Origin of the sequence: Oleomonas cavernae (assembly GCF_003590945.1) — a bacterium.
In the GTDB taxonomy this organism is placed as follows: Bacteria; Pseudomonadota; Alphaproteobacteria; order Zavarziniales; family Zavarziniaceae; genus Zavarzinia; species Zavarzinia cavernae.
On sequence record NZ_QYUK01000011.1, the window covers coordinates 2,584,069 to 2,605,718 of the forward strand.

General features: G+C 66.7%; 18 protein-coding genes. 4 read left to right on the forward strand and 14 right to left on the reverse strand.

What is annotated here, in order from left to right:
* Nucleotides 1–30: 30 nt before the first annotated feature.
* Together D3874_RS16170 and D3874_RS16175 are read left to right on the forward strand one after the other, a co-directional pair.
* Nucleotides 31–1,320 (forward strand): efflux RND transporter periplasmic adaptor subunit, encoded by a 1,290-nt coding sequence (locus tag D3874_RS16170; protein ID WP_119778999.1) that lies wholly within the window; start codon nt 31–33, stop codon nt 1,318–1,320.
* The gene (locus D3874_RS16175) at nt 1,317–4,499 is read left to right on the forward strand and encodes an efflux RND transporter permease subunit (protein WP_119779000.1); all 3,183 of its coding nucleotides are present in this window, start codon (nt 1,317–1,319) and stop codon (nt 4,497–4,499) included. Before D3874_RS16170 ends, D3874_RS16175 begins: the two co-directional genes overlap by 4 nt.
* Here D3874_RS16175 and D3874_RS16180 read toward each other — a convergent pair.
* The 6 genes from D3874_RS16180 to crcB all read right to left on the reverse strand — a co-directional run bounded on the left by D3874_RS16180 (nt 4,432) and on the right by crcB (nt 10,654).
* Nucleotides 4,432–4,707, reverse strand: a complete 276-nt coding sequence (locus D3874_RS16180; RefSeq protein ID WP_119779001.1) for an acylphosphatase — start codon at nt 4,705–4,707, stop codon at nt 4,432–4,434. The genes D3874_RS16175 and D3874_RS16180 overlap by 68 nt on opposite strands.
* A gap of 55 nt (nt 4,708–4,762) precedes the next feature.
* Entirely contained in the window at nt 4,763–6,763 is a 2,001-nt protein-coding gene (locus D3874_RS16185) for an acetyl-CoA carboxylase biotin carboxylase subunit (protein WP_119779002.1), read from the reverse strand.
* Between the two features lie 21 nt (nt 6,764–6,784).
* Nucleotides 6,785–8,317 carry an acyl-CoA carboxylase subunit beta gene (locus D3874_RS16190; RefSeq protein WP_119779003.1) on the reverse strand — a complete coding sequence of 511 codons (1,533 nt, stop codon included), beginning with the start codon at nt 8,315–8,317 and terminating at the stop codon, nt 6,785–6,787.
* 246 nt (nt 8,318–8,563) lie between these two features.
* Complete coding sequence (locus D3874_RS16195; RefSeq protein WP_119779004.1) at nt 8,564–9,259, reverse strand: ATP12 family chaperone protein; 696 nt, start codon at nt 9,257–9,259, stop codon at nt 8,564–8,566.
* Nucleotides 9,256–10,275, reverse strand: a complete 1,020-nt coding sequence (locus tag D3874_RS16200) for an RluA family pseudouridine synthase (RefSeq protein ID WP_119779005.1) — start codon at nt 10,273–10,275, stop codon at nt 9,256–9,258. Before D3874_RS16200 ends, D3874_RS16195 begins: the two co-directional genes overlap by 4 nt.
* A 4-nt stretch (nt 10,276–10,279) precedes the next feature.
* Nucleotides 10,280–10,654, reverse strand: coding sequence for a fluoride efflux transporter CrcB (gene crcB, locus D3874_RS16205; RefSeq protein WP_119779006.1), 375 nt, complete (start codon nt 10,652–10,654; stop codon nt 10,280–10,282).
* A gap of 100 nt (nt 10,655–10,754) precedes the next feature.
* On the opposite strand from crcB, the gene D3874_RS16210 reads away from it, so the two are divergent.
* Complete coding sequence (locus D3874_RS16210; protein WP_119779007.1) at nt 10,755–12,929, forward strand: methyl-accepting chemotaxis protein; 2,175 nt, start codon at nt 10,755–10,757, stop codon at nt 12,927–12,929.
* Nucleotides 12,930–13,007: 78 nt separating this feature from the next.
* Nucleotides 13,008–13,301, forward strand: a complete 294-nt coding sequence (locus D3874_RS16215; RefSeq protein WP_147385692.1) for a YwqG family protein — start codon at nt 13,008–13,010, stop codon at nt 13,299–13,301.
* Between the two features lie 711 nt (nt 13,302–14,012).
* Here D3874_RS16215 and D3874_RS16220 read toward each other — a convergent pair.
* From D3874_RS16220 to secY, 8 genes are all read right to left on the reverse strand, one after another.
* The gene (locus D3874_RS16220) at nt 14,013–15,362 is read right to left on the reverse strand and encodes a replication-associated recombination protein A (RefSeq protein ID WP_119779009.1); all 1,350 of its coding nucleotides are present in this window, start codon (nt 15,360–15,362) and stop codon (nt 14,013–14,015) included.
* A complete protein-coding gene (locus D3874_RS16225; RefSeq protein WP_233559975.1) occupies nt 15,359–16,699 on the reverse strand; it encodes a DegQ family serine endoprotease in 1,341 nt (446 codons plus the stop codon). The genes D3874_RS16220 and D3874_RS16225 overlap by 4 nt, the downstream gene beginning before the upstream one ends.
* A 294-nt stretch (nt 16,700–16,993) precedes the next feature.
* A complete protein-coding gene (gene rplQ, locus D3874_RS16230) occupies nt 16,994–17,410 on the reverse strand; it encodes a 50S ribosomal protein L17 (RefSeq protein ID WP_119779011.1) in 417 nt (138 codons plus the stop codon).
* Between the two features lie 50 nt (nt 17,411–17,460).
* Complete coding sequence (locus tag D3874_RS16235) at nt 17,461–18,519, reverse strand: DNA-directed RNA polymerase subunit alpha (RefSeq protein ID WP_456306419.1); 1,059 nt, start codon at nt 18,517–18,519, stop codon at nt 17,461–17,463.
* A gap of 112 nt (nt 18,520–18,631) precedes the next feature.
* Nucleotides 18,632–19,021, reverse strand: coding sequence for a 30S ribosomal protein S11 (rpsK, locus tag D3874_RS16240; protein ID WP_119779012.1), 390 nt, complete (start codon nt 19,019–19,021; stop codon nt 18,632–18,634).
* A 76-nt stretch (nt 19,022–19,097) separates the two neighbouring features.
* Entirely contained in the window at nt 19,098–19,466 is a 369-nt protein-coding gene (rpsM, locus tag D3874_RS16245; protein WP_119779013.1) for a 30S ribosomal protein S13, read from the reverse strand.
* Between the two features lie 152 nt (nt 19,467–19,618).
* Nucleotides 19,619–20,275, reverse strand: coding sequence for an adenylate kinase (locus D3874_RS16250; protein ID WP_119779014.1), 657 nt, complete (start codon nt 20,273–20,275; stop codon nt 19,619–19,621).
* Nucleotides 20,272–21,615 (reverse strand): preprotein translocase subunit SecY, encoded by a 1,344-nt coding sequence (secY, locus tag D3874_RS16255; RefSeq protein WP_119779015.1) that lies wholly within the window; start codon nt 21,613–21,615, stop codon nt 20,272–20,274. The genes D3874_RS16250 and secY overlap by 4 nt, the downstream gene beginning before the upstream one ends.
* Nucleotides 21,616–21,650: the final 35 nt, after the last annotated feature.

Below are 21,650 nucleotides of genomic sequence, written 5' to 3' on the forward strand. Positions count from 1 at the left end.
TGACGCGGTCATCTGTCATGGCTGCGCGCCATGCGTAAGTTCCTGCTCGTTCCGGGCGCCGCGGTGCTCGCCGCTGTAAGTGTGGCCGGCGGCTTCTGGGCCGGCGCCGGCAAGCCGGACCTGCCCGCGTTCCTGGCCCTCGGCCGGGTGGCCCTGCTCGACGAACCGGCCGGCGTCGAGGTCGCGCTCGGCGGTCCCCCTGCGCCAGGCGAGCGCAAGATCCTCTACTACCGCAACCCCATGGGCCTGCCCGACATCTCCTACGAGCCCAAGAAGGACTCGATGGGCATGGATTACCTGCCGGTCTATGCCGACGAGGCGAACGATGCCGGCAGCGTCACGGTCAGCCCGGCCCGGATCCAGACCCTGGGGGTTCGCACCGAGCCCGTGGTGCGTCGGCCGATGGTGCGGACCATCCGGTCGGTCGCGACTATCGAGCCCGACGAGCGGCGCATGGCCATGGTGACCCCCAGGGTCGAGGGCTGGGTCGAACGGCTCCATGTCAACGAGACCGGCCGCGATGTCGCCCAGGGCGAGCCGCTGATGGACGTCTACAGTCCCGAACTGCAGCGGGCACAGGCCAACTACCTGCTGGCGATCACGGGCGACCGGCCGGAAGACCTCGACGGCGGCCGCCTGCGGCTGATCAGCCTGGGGCTGTCGGAGGCGCAGGTCGAACGGCTGCGGATCTCCGGCCGCATCCAGCGGACGATCACCATCCCGGCGCCGGCGTCAGGCACGGTGCTGGAGAAGGCCGCGCTGGAAGGCATGATGTTCCGCCCGGGCGATCCCCTCTTCACCATCGCCGATCTGTCTGTCGTCACGGTGATGATCGACGTCTTCGAACAGGATATCTCGGTCCTGCGCGAGGGGGCCGATGCCACCATCGCCGTCACCGCCTATCCCGGCGAGGCCTTCAAGGGCCGGGTCGACCGCATCTATCCGGCACTCGACAGCGAAACCCGAACCGTGCGGGTTCGCATCACCCTCGACAACCAGCAAGGCCGCCTGCGCGGCGGCATGCTGGCAACCGCGGAGATCACGGCGATCCTGGGCGGCGACGCTGTTGCCGTGCCGGATTCAGCAGTCATCGACAGCGGCCGGCGCAAGCTGGTCTTCGTCGAGACCGGCCCCGGCAGCTTCCGCCCGACCGAGATCCGCACCGGCCGGCGCAGCGAGGGTTACATCGAGGTTCTTACCGGCCTCGCCGGCGGGGAGCGCGTGGTCGTCGGCGCCAACTTCCTGATCGATGCCGAGAGCAACATCAAGGCGGCGCTGGCGGCCTTCTCCGCCGGCAGCGCGCCGGAGGCCAGGCCATGATCGCCCGCCTGGTCGCCTGGTCCAGCCGCAACCTGTTCCTGGTGCTGTTCGTCACCGCCTTTGCCGTCGGCGCCGGCATCTGGGCGGTGCGCTCGACACCGCTCGACGCCATTCCCGACCTCTCCGACACCCAGGTCATCGTCTATACCGAGATGCCGGGCCAATCGCCCCAGGTGATCGAAGACCAGGTCACCTATCCCCTGACCACGGCGCTGCTCAGCGTGCCCAGATCCAAGGCGGTGCGCGGCTTCTCCTATTTCGGCGTGTCCTTCGTCTATATCGTCTTCGAGGACGGCACCGACATCTATTGGGCGCGCAGCCGGGTGCTCGAATACCTCAACGGCGTGGCCGCGAAGCTGCCCGCCGACGTGACGCCGACGCTGGGCCCGGATGCCACCGGGGTGGGCTGGATCTATCAGTATGTCGTCCAGAGCGACCGGGAATCGCTGGTCGAGCTGCGTGCCTTGCAGGATTGGGACCTGCGCTACCGCCTCGCCGCCACGCCGGGCGTTGCCGAAGTGGCGAGCGTGGGCGGTTACGTCCGCCAGTATCAGATCGTGGTCGATCCCGTGCGCCTGCGCAGCTATGGCCTGACCCTGGCCGAGGTGCGCGATGCGGTGCGTGCCAGCAGCAACGAGACCGGCGGCCGTGTAATCGAGATGGCCGAGACCGAATTCATCCTGCGCGGGCGCGGCTATGTCACCGGCCTGGCCGACCTCGAACGGGTGATGCTCAAGGCGGTGAACGGCACGCCGGTGTTTGTGCGGGATGTCGCGCGGGTCGAACTGGGCCCCGACGAGCGCCGCGGCGTCGCCGAGTTGAACGGCCAGGGCGAAGCGGTCAGCGGCATCGTGATCCAGCGCGACGGCGAGAACGCACTCGACGTCATCAGGCGGGTGAAGGCCAAGCTCGAAGATGCCAAGGCGAGCCTCCCGCCGGGGACGGTAATCACCCCGGTCTACGACCGCTCGGAACTGATCGAGCGGGCGATCGACACCCTGCGGCGGACCCTGATCGAGGAAAGCGCCGTGGTGGCGCTGGTCTGCCTGATCTTCCTGCTGCATGTCCGAAGCGCCCTGGTGGCGATCCTGATGCTGCCGGTGGGGGTGCTGATCGCCTTCCTGGTCATGCGCCTGCTGGGGGTGAGTTCGAACATCATGAGCCTGGGCGGCATTGCGATCGCCATCGGCGCCATGGTGGATGCGGCGATCGTGATGATCGAGAATGCCCACAAGCAGCTCGAGCGCAGCCCGGACGAGCCCCGTCTCCAGGTCCTGGTCCGCGCCGCGGCGGAAGTGGGCCCGGCCCTGTTCTTCAGCCTGCTCATCATCACCGTCTCGTTCCTGCCGGTGTTTACGCTCGAAGCCCAGGAGGGCCGGCTATTCCGCCCGCTCGCCTTCACCAAGACCTTCGCCATGGCGGCGGCGGCCTTCCTGTCGGTGACCCTGGTCCCCGCCCTCATGGTGCTGTTCGTGCGCGGGCGCATCCTTCCCGAACGGCGCAACCCGATCAACCGGGCCCTGATCTGGCTCTACCGGCCGATCATCGCCACGGTGCTGCGCGTCAAGGGGCTGACGATCGTGCTCGCCCTGCTGGTCATGGCAACCGCCATCGTGCCGCTGCGCCAGATCGGCAGCGAGTTCATGCCCAAGCTGAACGAAGGCACCCTCCTGTTCATGCCGGTAACCTTGCCGGGCATCTCGATCACCGCGGCGAGCCAGTTGCTGCAAACCCAGGACCGTATCCTGGCGGGTTTCCCCGAGGTCGCCTCGGTCCTCGGCAAGGCCGGCCGGGCCAATACCGCCACCGACCCGGCGCCCATGGAGATGACCGAGACCGTGATCACCCTGAAACCGGAAAGCGAATGGCGGCCGGGCATGACCCTGGACGCCCTGATCGACGAAATGAACCGGGCTGTCACCTTCCCGGGCGTGAGCAATGCCTGGACCATGCCGATCAGCGCCCGCATCGACATGCTTTCGACCGGCATCCGCACGCCGGTGGGGGTGAAGATCTATGGCCAGGACCTGGGCGAGATCGAACGCCTGGCCGGCCAAGTCGAGGCGATCGTGCGCGAGGTGCCGGGCACCACCAGCGCCTTTGCCGAACGGGTCACCGGCGCCTATTACCTCGACATCGTGCCCGACCGCGAGGCGCTGGCACGCTACGGCGTGTCCATCGAACAGTTCCAGGACACGATCCGCTCGGCCCTGGGGGGCGAGACCGTGGCGACCACGGTAGAAGGGCGACGGCGCTTCACCGTCAATGTCCGCTACCCCCGCGACCTGCGCTCGGACCCGTCGGCCATCGCTACCGAGGTGCTGGTCGAAGGCGCGTCGGGGTTGAAGATCCCGCTGGGGGCCGTGGCACGCCTGGAAACCGCTCAGGGGCCTTCGACCATCCGTACCGAGAATGCCCAGCTCGCCGCCTATGTCTTTATCGACATGCGCGGGCGCGATATCGGCGGCTATGTGCGGGAAGCCCGCCGGGCGGTGGCGGACCGCCTGCACCTGCCGCCGGGGTACCGGATCGAGTGGAGCGGCCAGTTCGAGTATCTCGAACGGGCACAAGCCCGCCTGACGATCGTGGTGCCGGTCACCCTGGCGATCATTTTCGTGCTGCTGTACCTCAATTTCGGGCGCCTGACCGAGACGCTGATCGTCATGCTCTCGGTGCCCTTCTCGCTGGTCGGCGGGTTGTGGCTGATGGCCTGGCTGGGCTTCAACATGAGCGTCGCGGTGGCGGTCGGCTTCATCGCCCTGGCCGGCGTTGCGGCGCAGACCGGCGTGGTCATGCTGATCTACCTGGACAATGCGCTGGGCGCCATCCGCGAACGGCGCCAGGCCGAGGGCATGCGGCTGACGCGCGAGGATGTCCATGCCGCCGTGATCGAGGGCGCGGTCGAACGGGTCAGGCCGAAAGCCATGACCGTCGCCGCGATCCTCGCCGGTCTCCTGCCGCTGCTGTGGGCGCACGGCACCGGTTCAAAGGTGATGCAACGCATCGCGGTGCCGATGATCGGGGGCATGGCGTCGTCCGTCGTGCTTACCCTGGTGGTGATCCCGGCGATCTACGCCCTGGTCAAATCCTGGGGCGTCGGGGCGGCCGGCGTCAGGCCGTCGGCACCTGCTGGAAGCCCGGCCCCGCCGGGGCGTCGGCCGGGACCTGGTCGATCCTGATCACGTCGGCAAAGGCAGGCCCGTGGCGGCAACGTTCGACGAGCGTCGCCACGGCCTCGGCCGGGCCGCTGGCCAGCAGTTCGACCGTGCCGTCGCGCCGGTTGCGGACCCAGCCGGCCAGCCCCAGGCGCCTTGCCTCGCCCACCGCCCAGGCGCGGTAGCCGACACCCTGCACGCGGCCGTGGATGATCAGGCGTAGCGTTTCCATGCTATCACCCCATCGGTTACCCTCTCCACCCTTCAGGGCGGAGAGGGTTCCGGGTTCACTCGAACTCGAGGATGACCTGGTCGACCGAGAAGCTGTCGCCCTTCTTGCCCTTGATCTTGGCCACGGTGCCGTCGCGTTCGGCCTTCAGGACGTTTTCCATCTTCATGGCTTCGACCACGGCCAGGGTCTGGCCGGCCTTGACCTCTTCGCCCTCGACCACGTTGATCGAGACGATCAGGCCCGGCATGGGGCAGAGCAGGAACTTCGAGGTGTCGGGCGGCAGCTTCACCGGCATCAGCTTGGCCAGTTCCGCGGCGCGCGGCGTGCGCACCACGGCGACGACCTCGGCACCGGCATGGAACAGGCGGAAGCCGTCACCCTTGGCCTCGACCTGCACCGTCACCGGCCGCTCGTTCACCGTTGCCCGCAGCAGCTTGGCACCGGGATTCCAGTCGGTGCGGATGGCCAGCTTCTTGCCCTGGTGGATGACGTTGTAGCCGCCGACGGTCAGGTCGACCGCAACATCGCGGATATCATCGCCGACCTTGACCACGTACTTCTTCTGCAGCTTGCGACCGTGGAACGGGATCTGGCCCGAGATCTGGGTCTCGCGCTCCTGGGTGCGCCGATGCAGGGCCACCGCCACCGCGGTCAGGGCGTCCAGCGCCTCGGCGTCCACCGTCGCGCCATGGAAGCCGTCGGGGAATTCCTCGGCGATGAAGCCGGTGGTGATATTGCCCGAGCGGAAGCGGGCATGGCCCAGCACCGCCGAGACGAAGCTGATGTTGTGGCTGATGCCGCGGATGTAGAAGGCATCGAGCGCCGTGCGCTGGGCATCGATCGCCGCCTCGCGCGTTGCCGCATGGGTGCACAGCTTGGCGATCATCGGGTCGTAGTACATCGAGATCTCGGCGCCCGCGAAGACACCGGTATCGTTACGCACCACGGCGCCGTTGCCGTCCGGCCCTTCGGCGGGCGGGGCATAATGGGTGAGGCGGCCGATCGAGGGCAGGAAGCCGCGCATCGGATCCTCGGCATAGACGCGGGACTCGATGGCCCAGCCGTTGATGCCCACGTCCGACTGCTTGATCGACAGGACCTCGCCGGCGGCGACGCGGATCATCTGCTCGACCAGGTCGATGCCGGTGATCAGCTCGGTCACCGGATGTTCCACCTGCAGGCGGGTGTTCATTTCCAGGAAGTAGAAGTTGCGCTTGTCGTCGACGATGAATTCGACCGTGCCGGCGCTGTCGTAGCCGACCTCGCGCGCCAGCGCCACGGCCTGCTCGCCCATGGCCTTGCGGGTGGCCTCGTCCAGGAACGGGCTCGGGGCCTCCTCGATCACCTTCTGGTTGCGGCGCTGGATCGAGCATTCGCGCTCGTTCACATAGATGATGTTGTCGTGCTTGTCGCCCAGCACCTGGATCTCGATGTGGCGCGGCGAGGTGACGAATTTCTCGATGAACACCCGGTCGTCGGCGAAGGACGAGCGCGCTTCGTTGGTCGCGGACTGGAAGCCCTCGCGGGTCTCCGCCTCGTTCCAGGCGATGCGCATGCCCTTGCCGCCGCCGCCGGCGGAGGCCTTGATCATCACGGGGAAGCCGATCTCGCCGGCGATCTTCACCGCCTCGTCGGTATCCTTGATGACGCCCAGGTAACCCGGCACGGTGCTGACGCCGGCCGCGGCAGCCAGCTTCTTGCTCTCGATCTTGTCGCCCATGGCGCCGATGGCGCGCACATTGGGGCCGATGAAGGCGATGCCGTGCTTCTCCAACTCGGCGCAGAAGGCCGCCTTCTCGGACAGGAAGCCGTAACCCGGGTGGACCGCCTCGGCCCCCGTGTCCAGGCAGGCCTTCACGATCTTGTCGATGATCAGGTAGGACTCGGCGGCCGGCGGCGCGCCGACATGCACCGCCTCGTCGGCCATTTCCACGTGCAGGGCATCGGCGTCGGCGTCGGAATAGACCGCCACGGTCTTGATGCCCATTTTGCGCGCGGTCTTGATGACGCGGCAGGCGATTTCGCCACGATTGGCGATCAGGATCTTCTTGAACATCTGTTTACTCACCAGCCGTCGTCAGAGCGGAATGTTGTCGTGCTTCTTCGCGGGCGTTGCGACGTCCTTGTTCCGGAGCATCGCAAAGGCCCGCGCCACACGACGGCGGGTCGAATGAGGCATGATCACCTCGTCGATGAAGCCGCGGTTCGCCGCCTTGAAGGGGCTGGCGAAATTGGCTGCGTATTCGGCGGTGCGCGCCGCGATCTTCTCGTCGTCGCCGATCTCGGTGCGGAAGATGATCTCGACCGCGCCCTTGGCGCCCATCACGGCGATTTCCGCGGTCGGCCAGGCATAGTTGACGTCGCCGCGCAGGTGCTTGGAACTCATGACGTCATAGGCGCCGCCATAGGCCTTGCGGGTGATGACGGTGACCTTGGGCACCGTCGCCTGGGCATAGGCGAACAGGAGCTTGGCGCCGTGCTTGATGATGCCGCCGTATTCCTGCGCCGTGCCGGGCAGGAAGCCGGGGACGTCGACCAGGGTCAGGATCGGAATGTTGAAGGCATTGCAAAAGCGCACGAAGCGCGCGGCCTTGCGGCTGCTGTCGATGTCCAGGCAACCGGCCAGCACCATCGGCTGGTTGGCGACCACGCCCACCGTGCTGCCTTCCATGCGGGCAAAACCGGTGATGATGTTCTTGGCATAGGCCGGCTGGATCTCGAAGAAATCGCCCTCGTCGACGATCTTCAGGATCAGTTCCTTCATGTCATAGGGCTTGTTCGGGTTGGCCGGCACCAGCGTGTCCAGGCTCGTCTCCAGCCGCCCGGGCTCGTCATAGACCGGACGGGTCGGCGGCTTTTCCTTGTTCGACAGGGGCAGGAAGTCGAACAGGCGGCGGGTCTCGTGGATCGCCTCGATATCGTTCTCGAAGGCATTGTCGGCGACCGAGGACTTGGCGGTGTGGGTCACGGCGCCGCCCAGCTCTTCCTGGGTCACCACTTCCTGGGTCACCGTCTTCACCACGTCGGGGCCGGTGACGAACATGTAGGAACTGTCCTTCACCATGAAGATGAAGTCGGTCATGGCCGGCGAGTACACGGCACCGCCGGCGCAGGGCCCCATGATCAGCGAGATCTGCGGCACCACGCCCGAGGCGTCGACATTGCGCAGGAACACCTCGGCATAGCCGGCCAGGGAGGCGACGCCTTCCTGGATGCGGGCGCCGCCCGAATCGTTGATGCCGATCACCGGGGCCCCGACCTTCATGGCCATGTCCATGATCTTGCAGATCTTCTCGGCATGGGATTCGGACAGCGAGCCGCCGAACACGGTGAAGTCCTGGCTGAACACGAAGACCTGGCGGCCGTTGATGGTGCCCCAGCCGGTCACCACGCCGTCGCCGGCGATCTTCTGCTCGTCCATGCCGAAGTCGGCACAGCGGTGCTCGACGAACATGTCGTATTCTTCGAAGGATTCCGCGTCGAGCAGCAGTTCGATGCGCTCGCGGGCGGTCAGCTTGCCCTTGGAATGCTGGGCTTCGACGCGCTTGGAACCGCCGCCTTGGCGGGCTTCCTCACGCTTCTTCTCAAGCTGGCGCAGAATATGATGCATCAGACCCCCTGGAGCCGCACCGCGACGGCAGCGGCGACTCGGTCCAATTAAATGACGTCTTAAAACAAGACGGTGTGAACCTGCGGCAGGCGGCCCAAGCCTTCTACCGCAGACGCGAAGGACCGGGGTCTCCTATCACCATTCCGCGCGAGGTTCCAGTCCATCGGATAGGGGTATTGGACGCGATTTGGCGCCGCCCGGGCGCGCGCGATCTGCCGCACTCAGGAAAACGCGGCTTCCACGGGCTCAGGCGGCCGCCAGGATCAGGAAGCGATGGGCCGCCTCCAGCTCCGCCTTCATCTTGGCGGTACGGGCTTCGGCCTCGCTGTCGGCCCCCCACTGGGCGGCCTGGTGGTCTTCGTCCACCCGGCTCGCCGTCCAGGCGTCCTCGAGGCTCAGGAACCCTTCCGCCACGGCCAGGCCCAGCAGCAGCGAGCCCAGCATGCTGACCATGGTGTGCAGGGCCGCCAGATCGGCATCCGGGCGCCAGGCCAGGGCCGCGCGCAGGCGTTCGGCCACCTCGTCTGGCTGGCGCACGGGCATCAGGCCGGTCGTCACCTTCAGGTGAATGTCGAAGCGGCCCCGCGCCCATTCGATCACCGGGTCCCAGCACGCGGCCTGGCGCCGCGCCAATTCGAGCGGCACCTCGACGCGGTAGCAGACAAGGTCGGAACCGCCCCAGCCGGTCAGTTCCTCCACGACCTCGTCACGCAGGTCCTGCACCCGGTCGATCGCGGTATTGGCAAAGCGGGTCAGGATCAGCACCTGGGGGTCGAATTCCGGCCCCAGCGCATCCCATTCACCGGCGATCGCCTCGGCCAGCGGCCGCTTGGGCACGATCAGCAAGCGCTTGGCCGGGGTGCGCATGGGCTTGCCATCCAGGGCCACCGCGAACCCGTCCGCCTGCTCGACCACCACCGCCTGCTTCCAGAAGCGTTTCATTCATCCAATTCCGCGAACACGTCGTCGCCGTCCCGCTCCTCGAAGCCGAACATCTTGAAACTCTCGGCCATGTGGGGCGCCAGGGGTGCCTTCACCCGCAGCCGGCCGCCGGCGGGATGGGCGATGTCGATCGACCGGGCATGGAGATGCAGCTTGCGGCTGACCCCGCCGGTCAGGAACGCCTCGGCCCCGCCATACTTGCCGTCGCCCACGATCGGGGTGCCCAGGAACGCCGCATGGGCGCGCAGCTGGTGGGTGCGCCCGGTCAGCGGCCGCATGGCTATCCAGGCCACCTTCTGGGCGGCATGTTCGACCACGGCGTAATAGGTTACCGCCTTCTTGGCGTCGTCATCTTCCTCGCGGTCCTGCGCCAACACCGTGCGCATCTTCTCATGCCCCGACGGGCCGTCCTTCATCAGGGCCAGGTCGATCTTGCCGCGCATCGGCTTAGGGGTGCCGGCGGTCAGTGCCCAATAGGTCTTGACCGCGTCGCGCGCCCGAAACGACTTGGTCAGGGCCGCCGCGGCCAGGCGGGTGCGCGCCAGCACCAGCACGCCCGAGGTATCCTTGTCGAGACGATGGACGATGCGCGGCCGCTCGGTCCCGTCGAAGATCAGGCCATCGAGGGCCGCATCGAGATGGGCATCGTCCAGGCCGCTGCCGCCCTGCACGGCAAGGCCGGCCGGCTTGTTGACGACGATGACGTCCTGGTCGCGGTGGATGATCGCCCGGCGCAGCGCCTCGGCAATCTCCAGCACCTTGGGCGACATGCCCTTGGCGGCGGCGGTCTCCCTGCCGGGCTTGGGCGCCTCGCCCAGGGGCGGCACGCGAATCTCGTCGCCGGTCGCGACGTGATCGGCCGCCTTCACCCGCCCGCCGTTGACCCGGATCTGGCCGGTCCGCAACAATTTCTCCAGACGGCCATGGCTCAAGGCGGGGAAGTGCCGCTTGAACCAGCGGTCCAGCCGCATTTCGGTGTCGGCCGCTTCGACCTTGCGAATCTCGACGCTGCTCATGCCGCTACCCATGGCCGGCTGAGGACGAACCCGCGACGACCCCAACCAGAGAAAGAAATACCGACCCCAGGACATAGCCTGCTGCGGCCATGGTTTCACCCCGGGTCCACAGGCTGTAGGCATCGAGCGAGAAGGCCGAAAAGGTGGTGAAGCCGCCCAGGATGCCGGTCAGCAGGAACAGCCGCCAGGGATCGTCGGCCGGCCGCTCGACCAGCAGGCCGGCCAGCACGCCCATGGCGGTACAGCCCAGCAGATTCACGGCAAAGGTGCCCCACGGAAACCCCGCCCCGAACAAGGCCTGGCACAGCCGCGTGACACCCAGGCGCGCCACCGATCCGATCGCGCCACCGACCGCCACGGCGACATAGCTACCCCACATCAAAAGAAACCTCGCCGCCATCCCAAACAGGAGGACCAAGGTTACCCGAAATTTACTCTTGGACGGCAACCTTGCCCAAACGCAGGGAAGAAAGCGCCCCATGTCCATTCAGCGCAAGTTGATTTTGCTTCTGTCCGCCTTCGGGCTCGTGCCGGCAGCCGTGCTGTTCGCGATCTATCTTTCCGGCGAAGGCGATTCCCGCGCCGCCCTCTACGGCCGCTTCCGCAACCTGGCCAGCGAGATGACCGACGCGGTCGATCGCACCCTGGCCGAGCGCTATGGCGACGTCCAGGCCTTCGGCCTCAACACCGCCGCCTATGATGCCGACAACTGGGGCAATGCCGAGATGGGCAACCCGCTGACCGACGCCATCAATGGCTATGTCCAGGCCTACGGCATCTACGACCTGATGCTGCTGGTCGATACCGAAGGCACGGTGATCGGGGTCAACACCCGCAACGCCAAGGGTGAGGACATCGACACGCTGGGCCTGCTGGGCAAGAGTTTCGCCGAGGCGAGCTGGTTCAAGGGCGTGACCCAGCGCCGGTTCCTGGAAGGGCGCGACGGCCTGACCGGCACCTATGTCGAAGGCCCCGCCTTCGTGCCGGAAGTCGCCGCCGTCACCAAGGGCGACGGCTATTCCCTGATCTTCGCCGCCCCGTTCCGGCCGCCGGGCACGCCGATCATCGGCGCCTGGATCAACTTCGCCAACCTGTCCTTCGTCGAAGGCTCGGTCGAGGAATTCTACAAGCATCTGGCCCAGGACGGCCTGCCGTCGGCCGAGCTGACCATGGTCGACGCTCAAGGCCGCGTCATCATCGACTATACCCCTGCCCGCACCGGCGGCACCTACGTCCGCGACCCCGCGGTGGTGGGCAAGCGCGATCTGTCGGGTGACGCGGCCGTGGCGCGGGCGATCGGCGGCGAAGGCGGTGCCGTCGTGGACAGCGGGCAAATCGTCGGCTTTGCCCATGCCGAAGGCGCCAACCGCTTTCCGGGGCTGGGCTGGTCGTCGATGATCCGGGTCGATGCGACCCAGGTCTTCGCCAGCCTGGACCGCTTGAAACTGCTGATGATTCTTGCCCTGGCGGCTTCCACCCTGCTGATCCTGGGGGCGGGCCTGTGGACCGGGCGCGGTGTCGCCGGGCCGCTGCGCCGCATGGTCGCGGTCATGGGACGCCTGGCGACCGGCGACCATGCGGTCGAGATCCCCTCGCGCGAGCGCCGGGACGAGATCGGCGACATGGCCAAGGCGGTCCAGGTCTTCAAGGAGGCCGGCCTCCAGAACACCCGCCTGGCCGCGGAAAGCGAGCGCCTGCGTCTGGCCGCCGAGGCCGAGCGCGAGCGCCAGCGCGAGGCCGAACATGCCGCCGAGGCTGCCCGCCATGACGCCGAGACCCGCCAGCGCCAGCAGGCCGAACGGCAGCGACGGCATGAAATGGAAGCTTTGGCCCAGGCCTTCGAAGCGACGGTGAAGGGTGTGGTCGACGCCGTCTCGTCCGCGGCCGGCGAATTGCAGGCCAGTGCCGCACAGATGTCCGACACCGCCGACGGCACCAGCCATCAGGCCAGCATCGTTGCCGCGGCGGCCGAACAGGCGACGGTCAATGTCCAGACCGTGGCCACCGCGGCCGAGGAACTGTCAGCCTCGGTGCGCGAAATCGCCCGGCGCGTGTCACAGTCCGCGCAGACCGCGTCGCTGGCTGTGCGCGAGGCCGACAGCACCAACGAGACGGTGCGCAGCCTGGCCCTGTCGGCCAACGAGATCGGCGCCGTGGTGCAGTTGATCACCGCGATCGCCAACCAGACCAACCTGCTGGCGCTCAACGCGACGATCGAGGCCGCCCGGGCGGGCGAGGCCGGCAAGGGCTTCGCCGTGGTCGCCGCCGAGGTGAAGAACCTGGCCAACCAGACCGCCAAGGCGACCGAGGAGATCGGCGCCAAGGTCCAGATGATCCAGGCCCAGACCGACCAGGCCGTCACCGCCATCGGCAGCATCAGCCGCACCATCGGCACCATCAGCGAGATCGCCACCGGCATCGCCGGCGCGGTCGAACAGCAAGGTGCCGCCACGGCCGAAATCGCCCGCAACGTCGCCGAGGCCGCCCAGGGCACCGCCCAGGTTTCGGGCACCATCGTCACGGTTCAGACCGCCGCGACCGAGACCGGCCACAGCGCCGGCGGGGTCCTGGACGCCGCCGCCGACCTCGCCCGCCAATCGGCCATGCTGGAACAGGAAGTCGACCGCTTCATCACCCGCGTCCGCGCGGCATAATCGGCGGCCCTATCGCCTCGAAGCGCTGTGTCGGATAACTTCCAGGGAGGCGCATTTGCGTTACCCGAGAGGCCGGTCATGCGTGAAATCCCGCCATTCAGGCTCAAGCCCCTCCCGCTCGATGCGGAGGCCGGTGCGCTACCGCCCTTCAAATGGGCAGGCAAAGATATCGGTCATCGCCACCAACTCGGCGGCAAGCCCCAATTCTTGCAGGCAGACGAAGTACCGAAATGCACCTGCGGGAAAAGGATGACCTTCTATGCCCAGTTGGACTCAATCAACGATGAGTTCGTGATTGCCGATTGCGGCATGATCTACGTCTTCCTTTGCTTCGACTGCTTCGAGACAAAATCCATTGTTCAATCATATTGACGTGGTGAGGCTGTCGGAGGGACAGGTCTCATCCTATGCCGGTTCCTGTCCACCGCACCCCCAGAAGGGCGGCGAGAGCTACATGGGATCAACCATGTTGCGTGGTTCGACAGGCTCACCATGAGGAGAATCTTTTTGCCAAAAAGACTCGCCTCATGGTGAGCATGTCGAAGGACGCACAGCACCTGTGCCAGCGGCTGCTGATCGGCTTTCGCTGGGATGACGACAACAGAGCAGCTTTGCTTCCCCTCTCCGCCGCTTGGCGTCGGAGAGGGAGGCCCGTTGTGCCAGCAATGGGAGGGTGAGGTGGTCGATGGAAAAGATCACGCTTTATGCCGACCACCCACCTCACCCAACCCTCTCCCCCTGAAGGGCGGAGAGGGCTACTTGGGACGAAATTGGTTGCGTGGTTCGACAGGCTCACCATGAGGAAAGCCTTTCTGCCACAAAGACTCGCCTCATCCTGAGCCTGTCGAAGGACGCACAGCGCCTTTGCTTCCCCTCTCCGCCGCTTGCGGGGGAGAGGGAGGGGCCCGCCGCGAAGCGGTGGGAGGGTGAGGTGGTCGATGGAAAAGATCCCGCTTTATGCCGACCACCCACCTCACCCAACCCTCTCCCCCCTGAAGGGCGGAGAGGGCTACTTGGGACGAAGCTGGTTGCGTGGTTCGACAGGCTCACCATGTGGAAAGCCTTTGTGCCCGCCCAATACGCCTACTTCTCTTCCCGGCGTTTGCGGCGCAGGTCGGCCCAGCGCTCCAGGCGGCGGTTGATTTCGGATTCGAAACCCAGCCCCTTGGGATCATAGAACTTTTGGCGTTCCATCGATTCCGGGAAATAGTCCTGGCCGGAGAAATTGTCGGCGGTGTCGTGGTCATAGGCATAGCCGGCGCCATAGCCCATGTCCTTCATCATCCGGGTCGGCGCATTCAGGATGTGCTTGGGCGGCATCAGGCTGCCGGTCTCGCGCGCCGCCGCCACGGCCCCCTTGTAGGCGGTATAGGCCGCATTCGATTTGGGTGCCGTCGCCAGGTAGATCACGGCATTGGCGATGGCCAGTTCGCCCTCGGGACTGCCGAGGAAGTCGTAGGCGTCCTTGGCGGCATTGGCGACCACCAGGGCCTGGGGGTCGGCGATGCCAATATCCTCCACCGCGAAGCGCACCAGGCGCCTGGCGATATAGAGCGGCCCCTCGCCGCCCGCCAGCATGCGCGCATACCAGTAGAGGGCGGCATCGACGTCCGAACCGCGCATCGATTTGTGCAGGGCCGAGATGAGGTTGTAGTGGCCTTCCTGTGCCTTGTCGTAGAGCGGCGCGCGGCGCTGGACGATCTCGGTCAGGCCTTCGATGTCGAGGGCATCGGTAACCTCCAGGGTCAGCAGTTCCTCGGCCAGGTTCAACAGGTAGCGGCCATCGCCGTCGGCCATGTCGAGCAGGGCGGCGCGGGCCGGCGGCGTCAGCGGCAACGGCTTGCCCAGCAAGGCTTCGGCCCGGGCCAGCAGCAGTTCCAGGGCCGGCGCTTCCAGGCGGTTGAGGACCAGCACCTGGGCGCGGGAGAGCAGCGCTGCATTCAGCTCGAAGGACGGATTCTCGGTCGTCGCCCCCACCAGCACCACGGTACCGTCCTCGACGAAAGGCAGGAAGCCGTCCTGCTGGGCCCGGTTGAAACGATGGATCTCGTCGACGAACAGCAGGGTGCGCCGGCCCATGCGCCGGCGCTGGCGGGCGGCCTCGAACACCTTCTTGAGGTCGGCGACGCCGGAGAAGATCGCCGAGATCTGCTCGTAGTCGTAACCCGCCGCGGCCGCCAGCAGGCGCGCGATGGTGGTCTTGCCGGTGCCGGGCGGCCCCCACAGGATCAGGGACGACAGGCGTCCCGCGCGGATCATCCGGCCCAGCGGGCTGTCGGGCCCGACCAGGTGATCCTGGCCGACGACATCCTCGAGGCGGGCCGGGCGCAGGCGGTCGGCCAGCGGCCGGGCGCGGTCGTCGACCGCCGCCGGTTCGCCGGCCGCACCCTTGGGTTTGGGACCCAGGCCGGCCGCCTCGAACAGGTCGCTCATCGGGGCAGGACGGTCGAGATTTCGCGGCCGCCGCGCTCGATCGTGATGCGCCAGGCGCGCGACGGCGCCGCGATCACCTCGGCCAGTTCCTTGGTGCTGTTGATGTCGACATCGTTGAGCTTCAGGATGTGGTCGCCCACCTTGAAGCCGACGCGGTCGGCCGGGGCGCCGCCGGCGATCTCGGCGATGACCACCCCGGTTCCGCTGAAGATGCGGCCCAGTTCCTCCGCCACCGCCGGCGACAGGTTGACCACGGTGGCCCCGGTGAAGGGATTGCGCCCCTCGATCACGCGGGTGTCGCGGGCCGGCTTCTCGGGCGGCGCTTCCAGGGGCACCGTGACGTCCAGCGCCTTGCCCTTGCGCCAAATCCCCAGGGTGATGTTGCCGCCGACGTCGTGGGTCGCCAAGCGGAAGGCCAGGGCATCCTCGTCGGTTACCGCGTGGCCGTCGATCTGCAGGATGACGTCGCCCACCTGGATGCCGCCCTTGGCGGCCGGGCCGCCGTCGACGATGCTGTTGATCAGGACGCCGCGCGGCCGGTCAAGGCCCAGGCCGGTCGCGAGATCAGGGGTGACGGGCTGGCCGCCGGCGCCCAGCCACGGCCGGATGATGCGGCCGCCGCTGCGCGCCGCCGCGATCACGCTCTTCACCATGGCCGAGGGGATGGCGAAGCCGATGCCCAGCGAGCCGCCGTCACGCGAATAGATCGAGGAATTGATGCCGACCAGCCGGCCCTTGAGGTCGACCAGCGCACCGCCCGAATTGCCCGGGTTGATGGCGGCATCGGTCTGGATGAAGAAGCGATAGTCGGATACGCCGACCTGGGTCCGCGCCACGGCCGAGACGATGCCGGAGGTTACCGTCTGGCCGACACCGAAGGGGTTGCCGATGGCCAGCACAAGGTCGCCCACTTCGACCGCGTCGGAGTCCGCCAGGGTCAGGATCGGCAGGCTCTCCTTGCCCGAGTCGATCTTCAGCACGGCCAAGTCGGTGCGCGGATCGGCTATCTGCAGCTTGGCTTCGTATTCCCGGCCGTCAGACAGGGCGACGGTGATCTCGTCGGCGCCTTCGATGACATGGTTGTTGGTGACGATGGTGCCGTCGCTGCCGACGATCACGCCCGAGCCCAGCGAATTCTCGACCCGCTCGCGCGGCACGCCCATGCCGCGATCGCCGAAGAACCGGCGCAGCAGCGGATCGTCCATCATCGGGTTGCGCACACTGACGGTCTTGCGGGTGAAGATGTTCACCACCGCCGGGGTTACCCCCTTCACCACGGGGGCGAAGCTGAGCTGGACCTGTTCCTGCGACGAGGGCACGGCGACTTCCTCGGCCACTGCCGGTGCCGTGAACAGACAGGCCGCGACCAGCGCCGCGGCAAGCCCTCTCCGCCCTTCAGGGGGGAGAGGGTTGGGTGAGGTGGGTCGGCGGCGAAGGGCGGCGGCAGTCCCTGCCACCACCTCACCCTCCCCATCGCTTCGCGACGGGTCCCCTCCCTCTCCCCCGCAAGCGGCGGAGAGGGCATTTGTTCTGCGCAAGGCCATCAGCACGATCGATCCCCAAATGAAAAGAGGGCAGCCGAAAGGCTGCCCTCAATCCGTGTCGAAACTATGCCCAAGGGGCAAGCCCGTTTATTCCTCGGTGTCGTCGGCGACCTGCACCGGGCCCGAGTCCAGGCCCTTGGCCGAGATGTCGCGGTCGACCAGTTCGATCACCGCCAGCGCCGCGGCATCGCCCCGGCGGAAGCCGGCCTTCAGCACGCGGGTATAGCCGCCGGCGCGGTTGGCGTAGCGCGGCCCGATGACCTCGAACAGCTTGCCGACCGTCTTCTCGTCGTACAGATGGGCCAGCGCCTGGCGCTTGGCATGCAGGCCACCGCGCTTGCCGAGCGTGATCAGCTTCTCGACATACGGCCGCAGCGCCTTGGCGCGCGGCAGCGTCGTGGTGATCTGCTCGTGCTTGAGCAACGACGCAGCCATGTTCGCAAACACGGCGCGGCGGTGCGAATTGTCCATGCCGAGCTTCACTCGGGCAACGCGATGACGCATGGGACCTCTCCCGTTTCTCTATCCAGTAGGGCGAGCCTTGTGGGCCAGCCTCAGAAATTGTTCTCTTCGAGGCGCTTGGCGAGCTCCTCGATGTTCTCAGGCGGCCAGTCGGGCACTTCCATGCCCAGGTGCAGGCCCATCTGCGCCAGAACTTCCTTGATCTCGTTCAGCGACTTGCGGCCGAAGTTCGGGGTGCGGAGCATTTCCGCCTCGGACTTCTGGATCAGGTCACCGATGTAGACGATGTTGTCGTTCTTCAGGCAGTTCGCCGAACGGACGCTGAGTTCCAGCTCGTCGACCTTGCGCAGCAGGTTGCGGTTGAACTTGGGCTCGAGCGGGGTCGACTCGCGGATCTCCTGGCGCGGCTCCTCGAAGGAGATGAAGCGCTGGAGCTGGTCCTGCAGGATGCGGGCGGCGATCGCGACCGCGCGGTCGGGCTCGATCGCGCCATTGGTCTCGACCTGCATCACCAGCTTGTCGAGTTCGAGGTTCTGGCCCTCGCGGGTGTTCTCGACCCGGTAGGCGACCTTGCGGACGGGGCTATAGAGGCTGTCGACCGGGATCAGGCCGATCGGGGCGTCCTCGGGACGGTTGCGGTCGGCCGGGACGTAACCCTTGCCATTCTGCACCGTGAATTCCATGTGGATCTTGGCGCCGTCGTCGAGCGAGCACAGCACCAGGTCGGGGTTCAGGATCTCGATGTCCGACGGCACGGTGATCTGGCCGGCGGTCACCTCGCCCGGGCCCTGGGCCTTCAGGGTCATGCGGCGCGCGCCTTCGACATGCATGCGCAGGGCGATCTGCTTGATGTTCAGGATGATGTCGGTCACGTCCTCGCGAACGCCCGGGATCGACGAGAACTCGTGCAAAACGCCGTCGATCTTCACCGCGGTCACGGCAGCACCCTGCAGCGACGACAGCAGGATCCGGCGCAGCGAGTTGCCCAGCGTCAGGCCGAAGCCGCGCTCCAGCGGCTGCGCGACGACAGTCGCGAACCGCTTGGGATCATCGCCGCCGACCACTTCGATCTCGGCCTTCTTGAGGTTCTTCCAGTTGTCCTGAATCACGTCTTCGACCTCATCCTTGGCTTGCCGGCGGCGTCGGATCATCGGATCCCCTGACACCATCGGCAAAATAGGGTGCCCTACCCCACGCCCCGGCCAGTCCATACCGGCGGGGCGGAATGCCGTGCCGCCACGAGCGGCACGGGCTCAATGCTATTCAGACGCGGCGACGCTTGGGCGGACGGCAGCCGTTGTGCGGGATCGGGGTCACGTCGCGGATCGACGTGATCTGGAAACCGACCGCCTGCAAGGCGCGCAGGGCCGACTCGCGGCCCGAACCCGGACCGGTCACCTCGACCTCGAGGATGCGCACGCCGTGTTCCTGCGCCTTGCGGCCAGCGTCTTCGGCGGCGACCTGCGCGGCATAGGGGGTCGACTTGCGGCTGCCCTTGAAGCCCATCGTCCCGGCCGAGGACCACGAAATCGCGTTGCCCTGCGCGTCGGTGATGGTGATCATCGTGTTGTTGAAGCTGGCGTTCACATGCGCCACGCCCGAGGTGATGTTCTTGCGCTCGCGGCGCTTCACCCGTGCCTTTTCAACCGCCATCTCAATAACCTCTCCAGGGCGCCCGGCGCCCGTGTTGTCTCAGGGGACGGGGCGCGACCGGCGCGCCCCACCCGAATTACTTCTTCTTGCCCGCGATCGGCTTCGCCGGGCCCTTGCGGGTCCGCGCGTTGGTGTGGGTGCGCTGGCCATGCACCGGCAGCCCACGGCGGTGACGCAGGCCGCGGTAGCAGCCCAGGTCCATCAACCGCTTGATGTTCATCGCCACTTCGCGCCGCAGATCGCCCTCGACCAGATAGTCGCGATCGATCACTTCACGGATCTGGCTGACCTCGGATTCAGAAAGCTGGTTGACCCGGCGGCCGTCGGCGATGCCGACCTTCGTCACGATCTCCTTGGCCTTCTGCTGACCAATGCCATGGATATAGGTCAAAGCAATCTCGACCCGCTTATTGGTCGGAATGTTGACGCCTGCGATACGAGCCACCGCTAACCTCTTCGTGCCAAACGTTTCGTCGAAACCAGAACTTGTTCGCCCGACGCCTGCCAGGCGGACGCGCAAACGACAAGCGCGCCGCAGAGCATGCCCTGCCGACGAGAAGGGCGGATTATATGAGTCGGCAGGTCCATGTCAATCACTCAAGCCGCCACGACGTCGAGTTCTCGCTCGATTTGGCGAGTCACGTCGTCGATGGGGGCCATGCCGTCGACCGTGCGCAGCACGCCGCGCGCCCGGTAGTAGGGCAGCAGCGGCGCCGTCTGGGCGTGGAAGGCTTCCAGGCGGCTGCGCACCGTCTCGGCATTGTCGTCGGCCCGGCGCTTGAAGTTGGTCGAGCCGCAGATGTCGCAAACCCCGGCCACCTTGGGCTGCTGGAACTTGTCGTGATAGCCGGCATTGCACTTGGCGCAGGTGTAGCGGCCCGACACGCGCTCGACCAGGACCTCGTCGTCGACCTGCATTTCGATGACGGCGTCGAGCGCCAAGCCGCGCGTGGCCAGCATGCTGTCCAGGGCTTCGGCCTGGGCCACGGTGCGCGGGAAGCCGTCCAGGATGAAGCCACCCTTGCAATCGTCCTGGGCAATCCGGTCGGCGATGATGCCGACCACGATATCGTCGGAAACGAGTTGGCCCGCCTCCATCACCGCCTTGGCCTTACGGCCCACGTCGGTACCGGCAGCAACGGCCGCGCGCAGCATGTCGCCGGTCGAAAGCTGTACCAGCCCCCTGGCACGCTCCAGACGCTGTGCCTGGGTGCCCTTGCCGGCCCCTGGCGGCCCCAGCAGAATCAGATTCATTTGCCCCTGCCCTTCAACTTCGACTTGCGGATCAGGCCCTCGTACTGGTGTGCCAGAAGGTGGCTCTGGATCTGGGCGACCGTGTCCATGGTCACGCTCACCACGATCAGGAGCGAGGTGCCGCCGAAATAGAACGGCACCGAGTACTGGGTGATCAGGATCTCGGGCAGGATGCAGACCGCCGACAGATAGGCCGCACCGACCACCGTGAGGCGGGTCAGGATATGGTCCAGATGATTGGCGGTGCGGATGCCCGGCTTGATCCCCGGGATGAAGCCGCCGTATTTGCGCAGGTTTTCGGCGGTCTCGGTCGGGTTGAAGACGATCGCGGTATAGAAGAAGCAGAAGAACACGATGCCGCCGATGTAGAGCGCCATATAGAGCGGCTGCCCATGGGCCAGCAGGCGGGTGACGGTCTGCAGCCATTCCGGCCCGCCGGTCCCGGCGAAATTCACAACCGTGGTCGGCAGCAGCAGCAGCGACGAGGCGAAGATCGGCGGGATGACGCCCGCGGTGTTCAGCTTCAGCGGCATGTGCGAGGACTCGCCGCCGAACACCTTGTTACCCACCTGGCGCTTGGGGTACTGGACCAGGATCCGCCGCTGGGCGCGCTCGAAGAACACGATGAAGGCGACGACCACGACCACCAGCAGCAGGATGGCGACGATGACGAAGGCCGAGATGGCGCCGGTCCGGCCCAGTTCCAGGGTCTTGACCAGCGCGGTCGGCAGGGCCGCGACGATACCGGCGAAAATGATCAGCGAAATGCCGTTGCCGACCCCGCGCGAGGTGATCTGCTCGCCCAGCCACATCAGGAACACGGTGCCGCCGGTCAGGGTGATCACGGCCTCGATGCGGAAGCCCAGGCCCGGGTCGAGCACGGCGCCGCGGCCGTTGGCGCTCATGCCCTCGAGCCCCACGGCAATGCCGTAGGCCTGGATGAGGGCCAGGAACACGGTGCCGTAGCGCGTGTACTGGTTGAGCTTCTTGCGCCCCGCCTCGCCTTCCTTCTTCAGCGCCTCCATGGTGGGAGACACCGTGGTGAGGAGTTGGACGATGATCGAGGCGGTGATGTAAGGCATGATGTTCAGGGCGAAAATCGTCATGCGCCCCAGCGCACCGCCTGCGAACACGTCGAACATGCCAAGAATGCCGCCCTGGTTCTGCGCGAAGATCGCGGCAAGAGCCCCAGGGTCGACACCCGGAATCGGAATATAGGTCCCCAGGCGATAGACGATCAACGCGCCCAGCGTGAACCACAGCCGGCGCTTGAGCTCCGTCGCCTTGGAAAACGAGCTCCAGGAAAGGTTCGCTGCGAGCTGTTCGGCCGCGGATGCCATCGCAGTTCTCCTAAAAGCCGCCGTCAGGGCTGCGC

Coding starts and splice junctions, on each gene's coding strand:
- D3874_RS16235 (WP_456306419.1), bottom strand. CDS start 18,519: ATGATCCGACGCCGCCGGCAAGCCAAGGATGAGGTCGAAGACGTGATT.
- D3874_RS16180 (WP_119779001.1), bottom strand. CDS start 4,707: ATGGAAACGCTACGCCTGATCATCCACGGCCGCGTGCAGGGTGTCGGC.
- D3874_RS16185 (WP_119779002.1), bottom strand. CDS start 6,763: ATGTTCAAGAAGATCCTGATCGCCAATCGTGGCGAAATCGCCTGCCGC.
- secY (WP_119779015.1), bottom strand. CDS start 21,615: ATGGCATCCGCGGCCGAACAGCTCGCAGCGAACCTTTCCTGGAGCTCG.
- D3874_RS16170 (WP_119778999.1), top strand. CDS start 31: ATGCGTAAGTTCCTGCTCGTTCCGGGCGCCGCGGTGCTCGCCGCTGTA.
- crcB (WP_119779006.1), bottom strand. CDS start 10,654: ATGTGGGGTAGCTATGTCGCCGTGGCGGTCGGTGGCGCGATCGGATCG.
- D3874_RS16200 (WP_119779005.1), bottom strand. CDS start 10,275: ATGAGCAGCGTCGAGATTCGCAAGGTCGAAGCGGCCGACACCGAAATG.
- rplQ (WP_119779011.1), bottom strand. CDS start 17,410: ATGCGTCATCGCGTTGCCCGAGTGAAGCTCGGCATGGACAATTCGCAC.
- rpsK (WP_119779012.1), bottom strand. CDS start 19,021: ATGGCGGTTGAAAAGGCACGGGTGAAGCGCCGCGAGCGCAAGAACATC.
- D3874_RS16175 (WP_119779000.1), top strand. CDS start 1,317: ATGATCGCCCGCCTGGTCGCCTGGTCCAGCCGCAACCTGTTCCTGGTG.
- D3874_RS16190 (WP_119779003.1), bottom strand. CDS start 8,317: ATGCATCATATTCTGCGCCAGCTTGAGAAGAAGCGTGAGGAAGCCCGC.
- D3874_RS16220 (WP_119779009.1), bottom strand. CDS start 15,362: ATGAGCGACCTGTTCGAGGCGGCCGGCCTGGGTCCCAAACCCAAGGGT.
- D3874_RS16195 (WP_119779004.1), bottom strand. CDS start 9,259: ATGAAACGCTTCTGGAAGCAGGCGGTGGTGGTCGAGCAGGCGGACGGG.
- D3874_RS16250 (WP_119779014.1), bottom strand. CDS start 20,275: ATGAATCTGATTCTGCTGGGGCCGCCAGGGGCCGGCAAGGGCACCCAG.
- D3874_RS16215 (WP_147385692.1), top strand. CDS start 13,008: ATGCGTGAAATCCCGCCATTCAGGCTCAAGCCCCTCCCGCTCGATGCG.
- D3874_RS16210 (WP_119779007.1), top strand. CDS start 10,755: ATGTCCATTCAGCGCAAGTTGATTTTGCTTCTGTCCGCCTTCGGGCTC.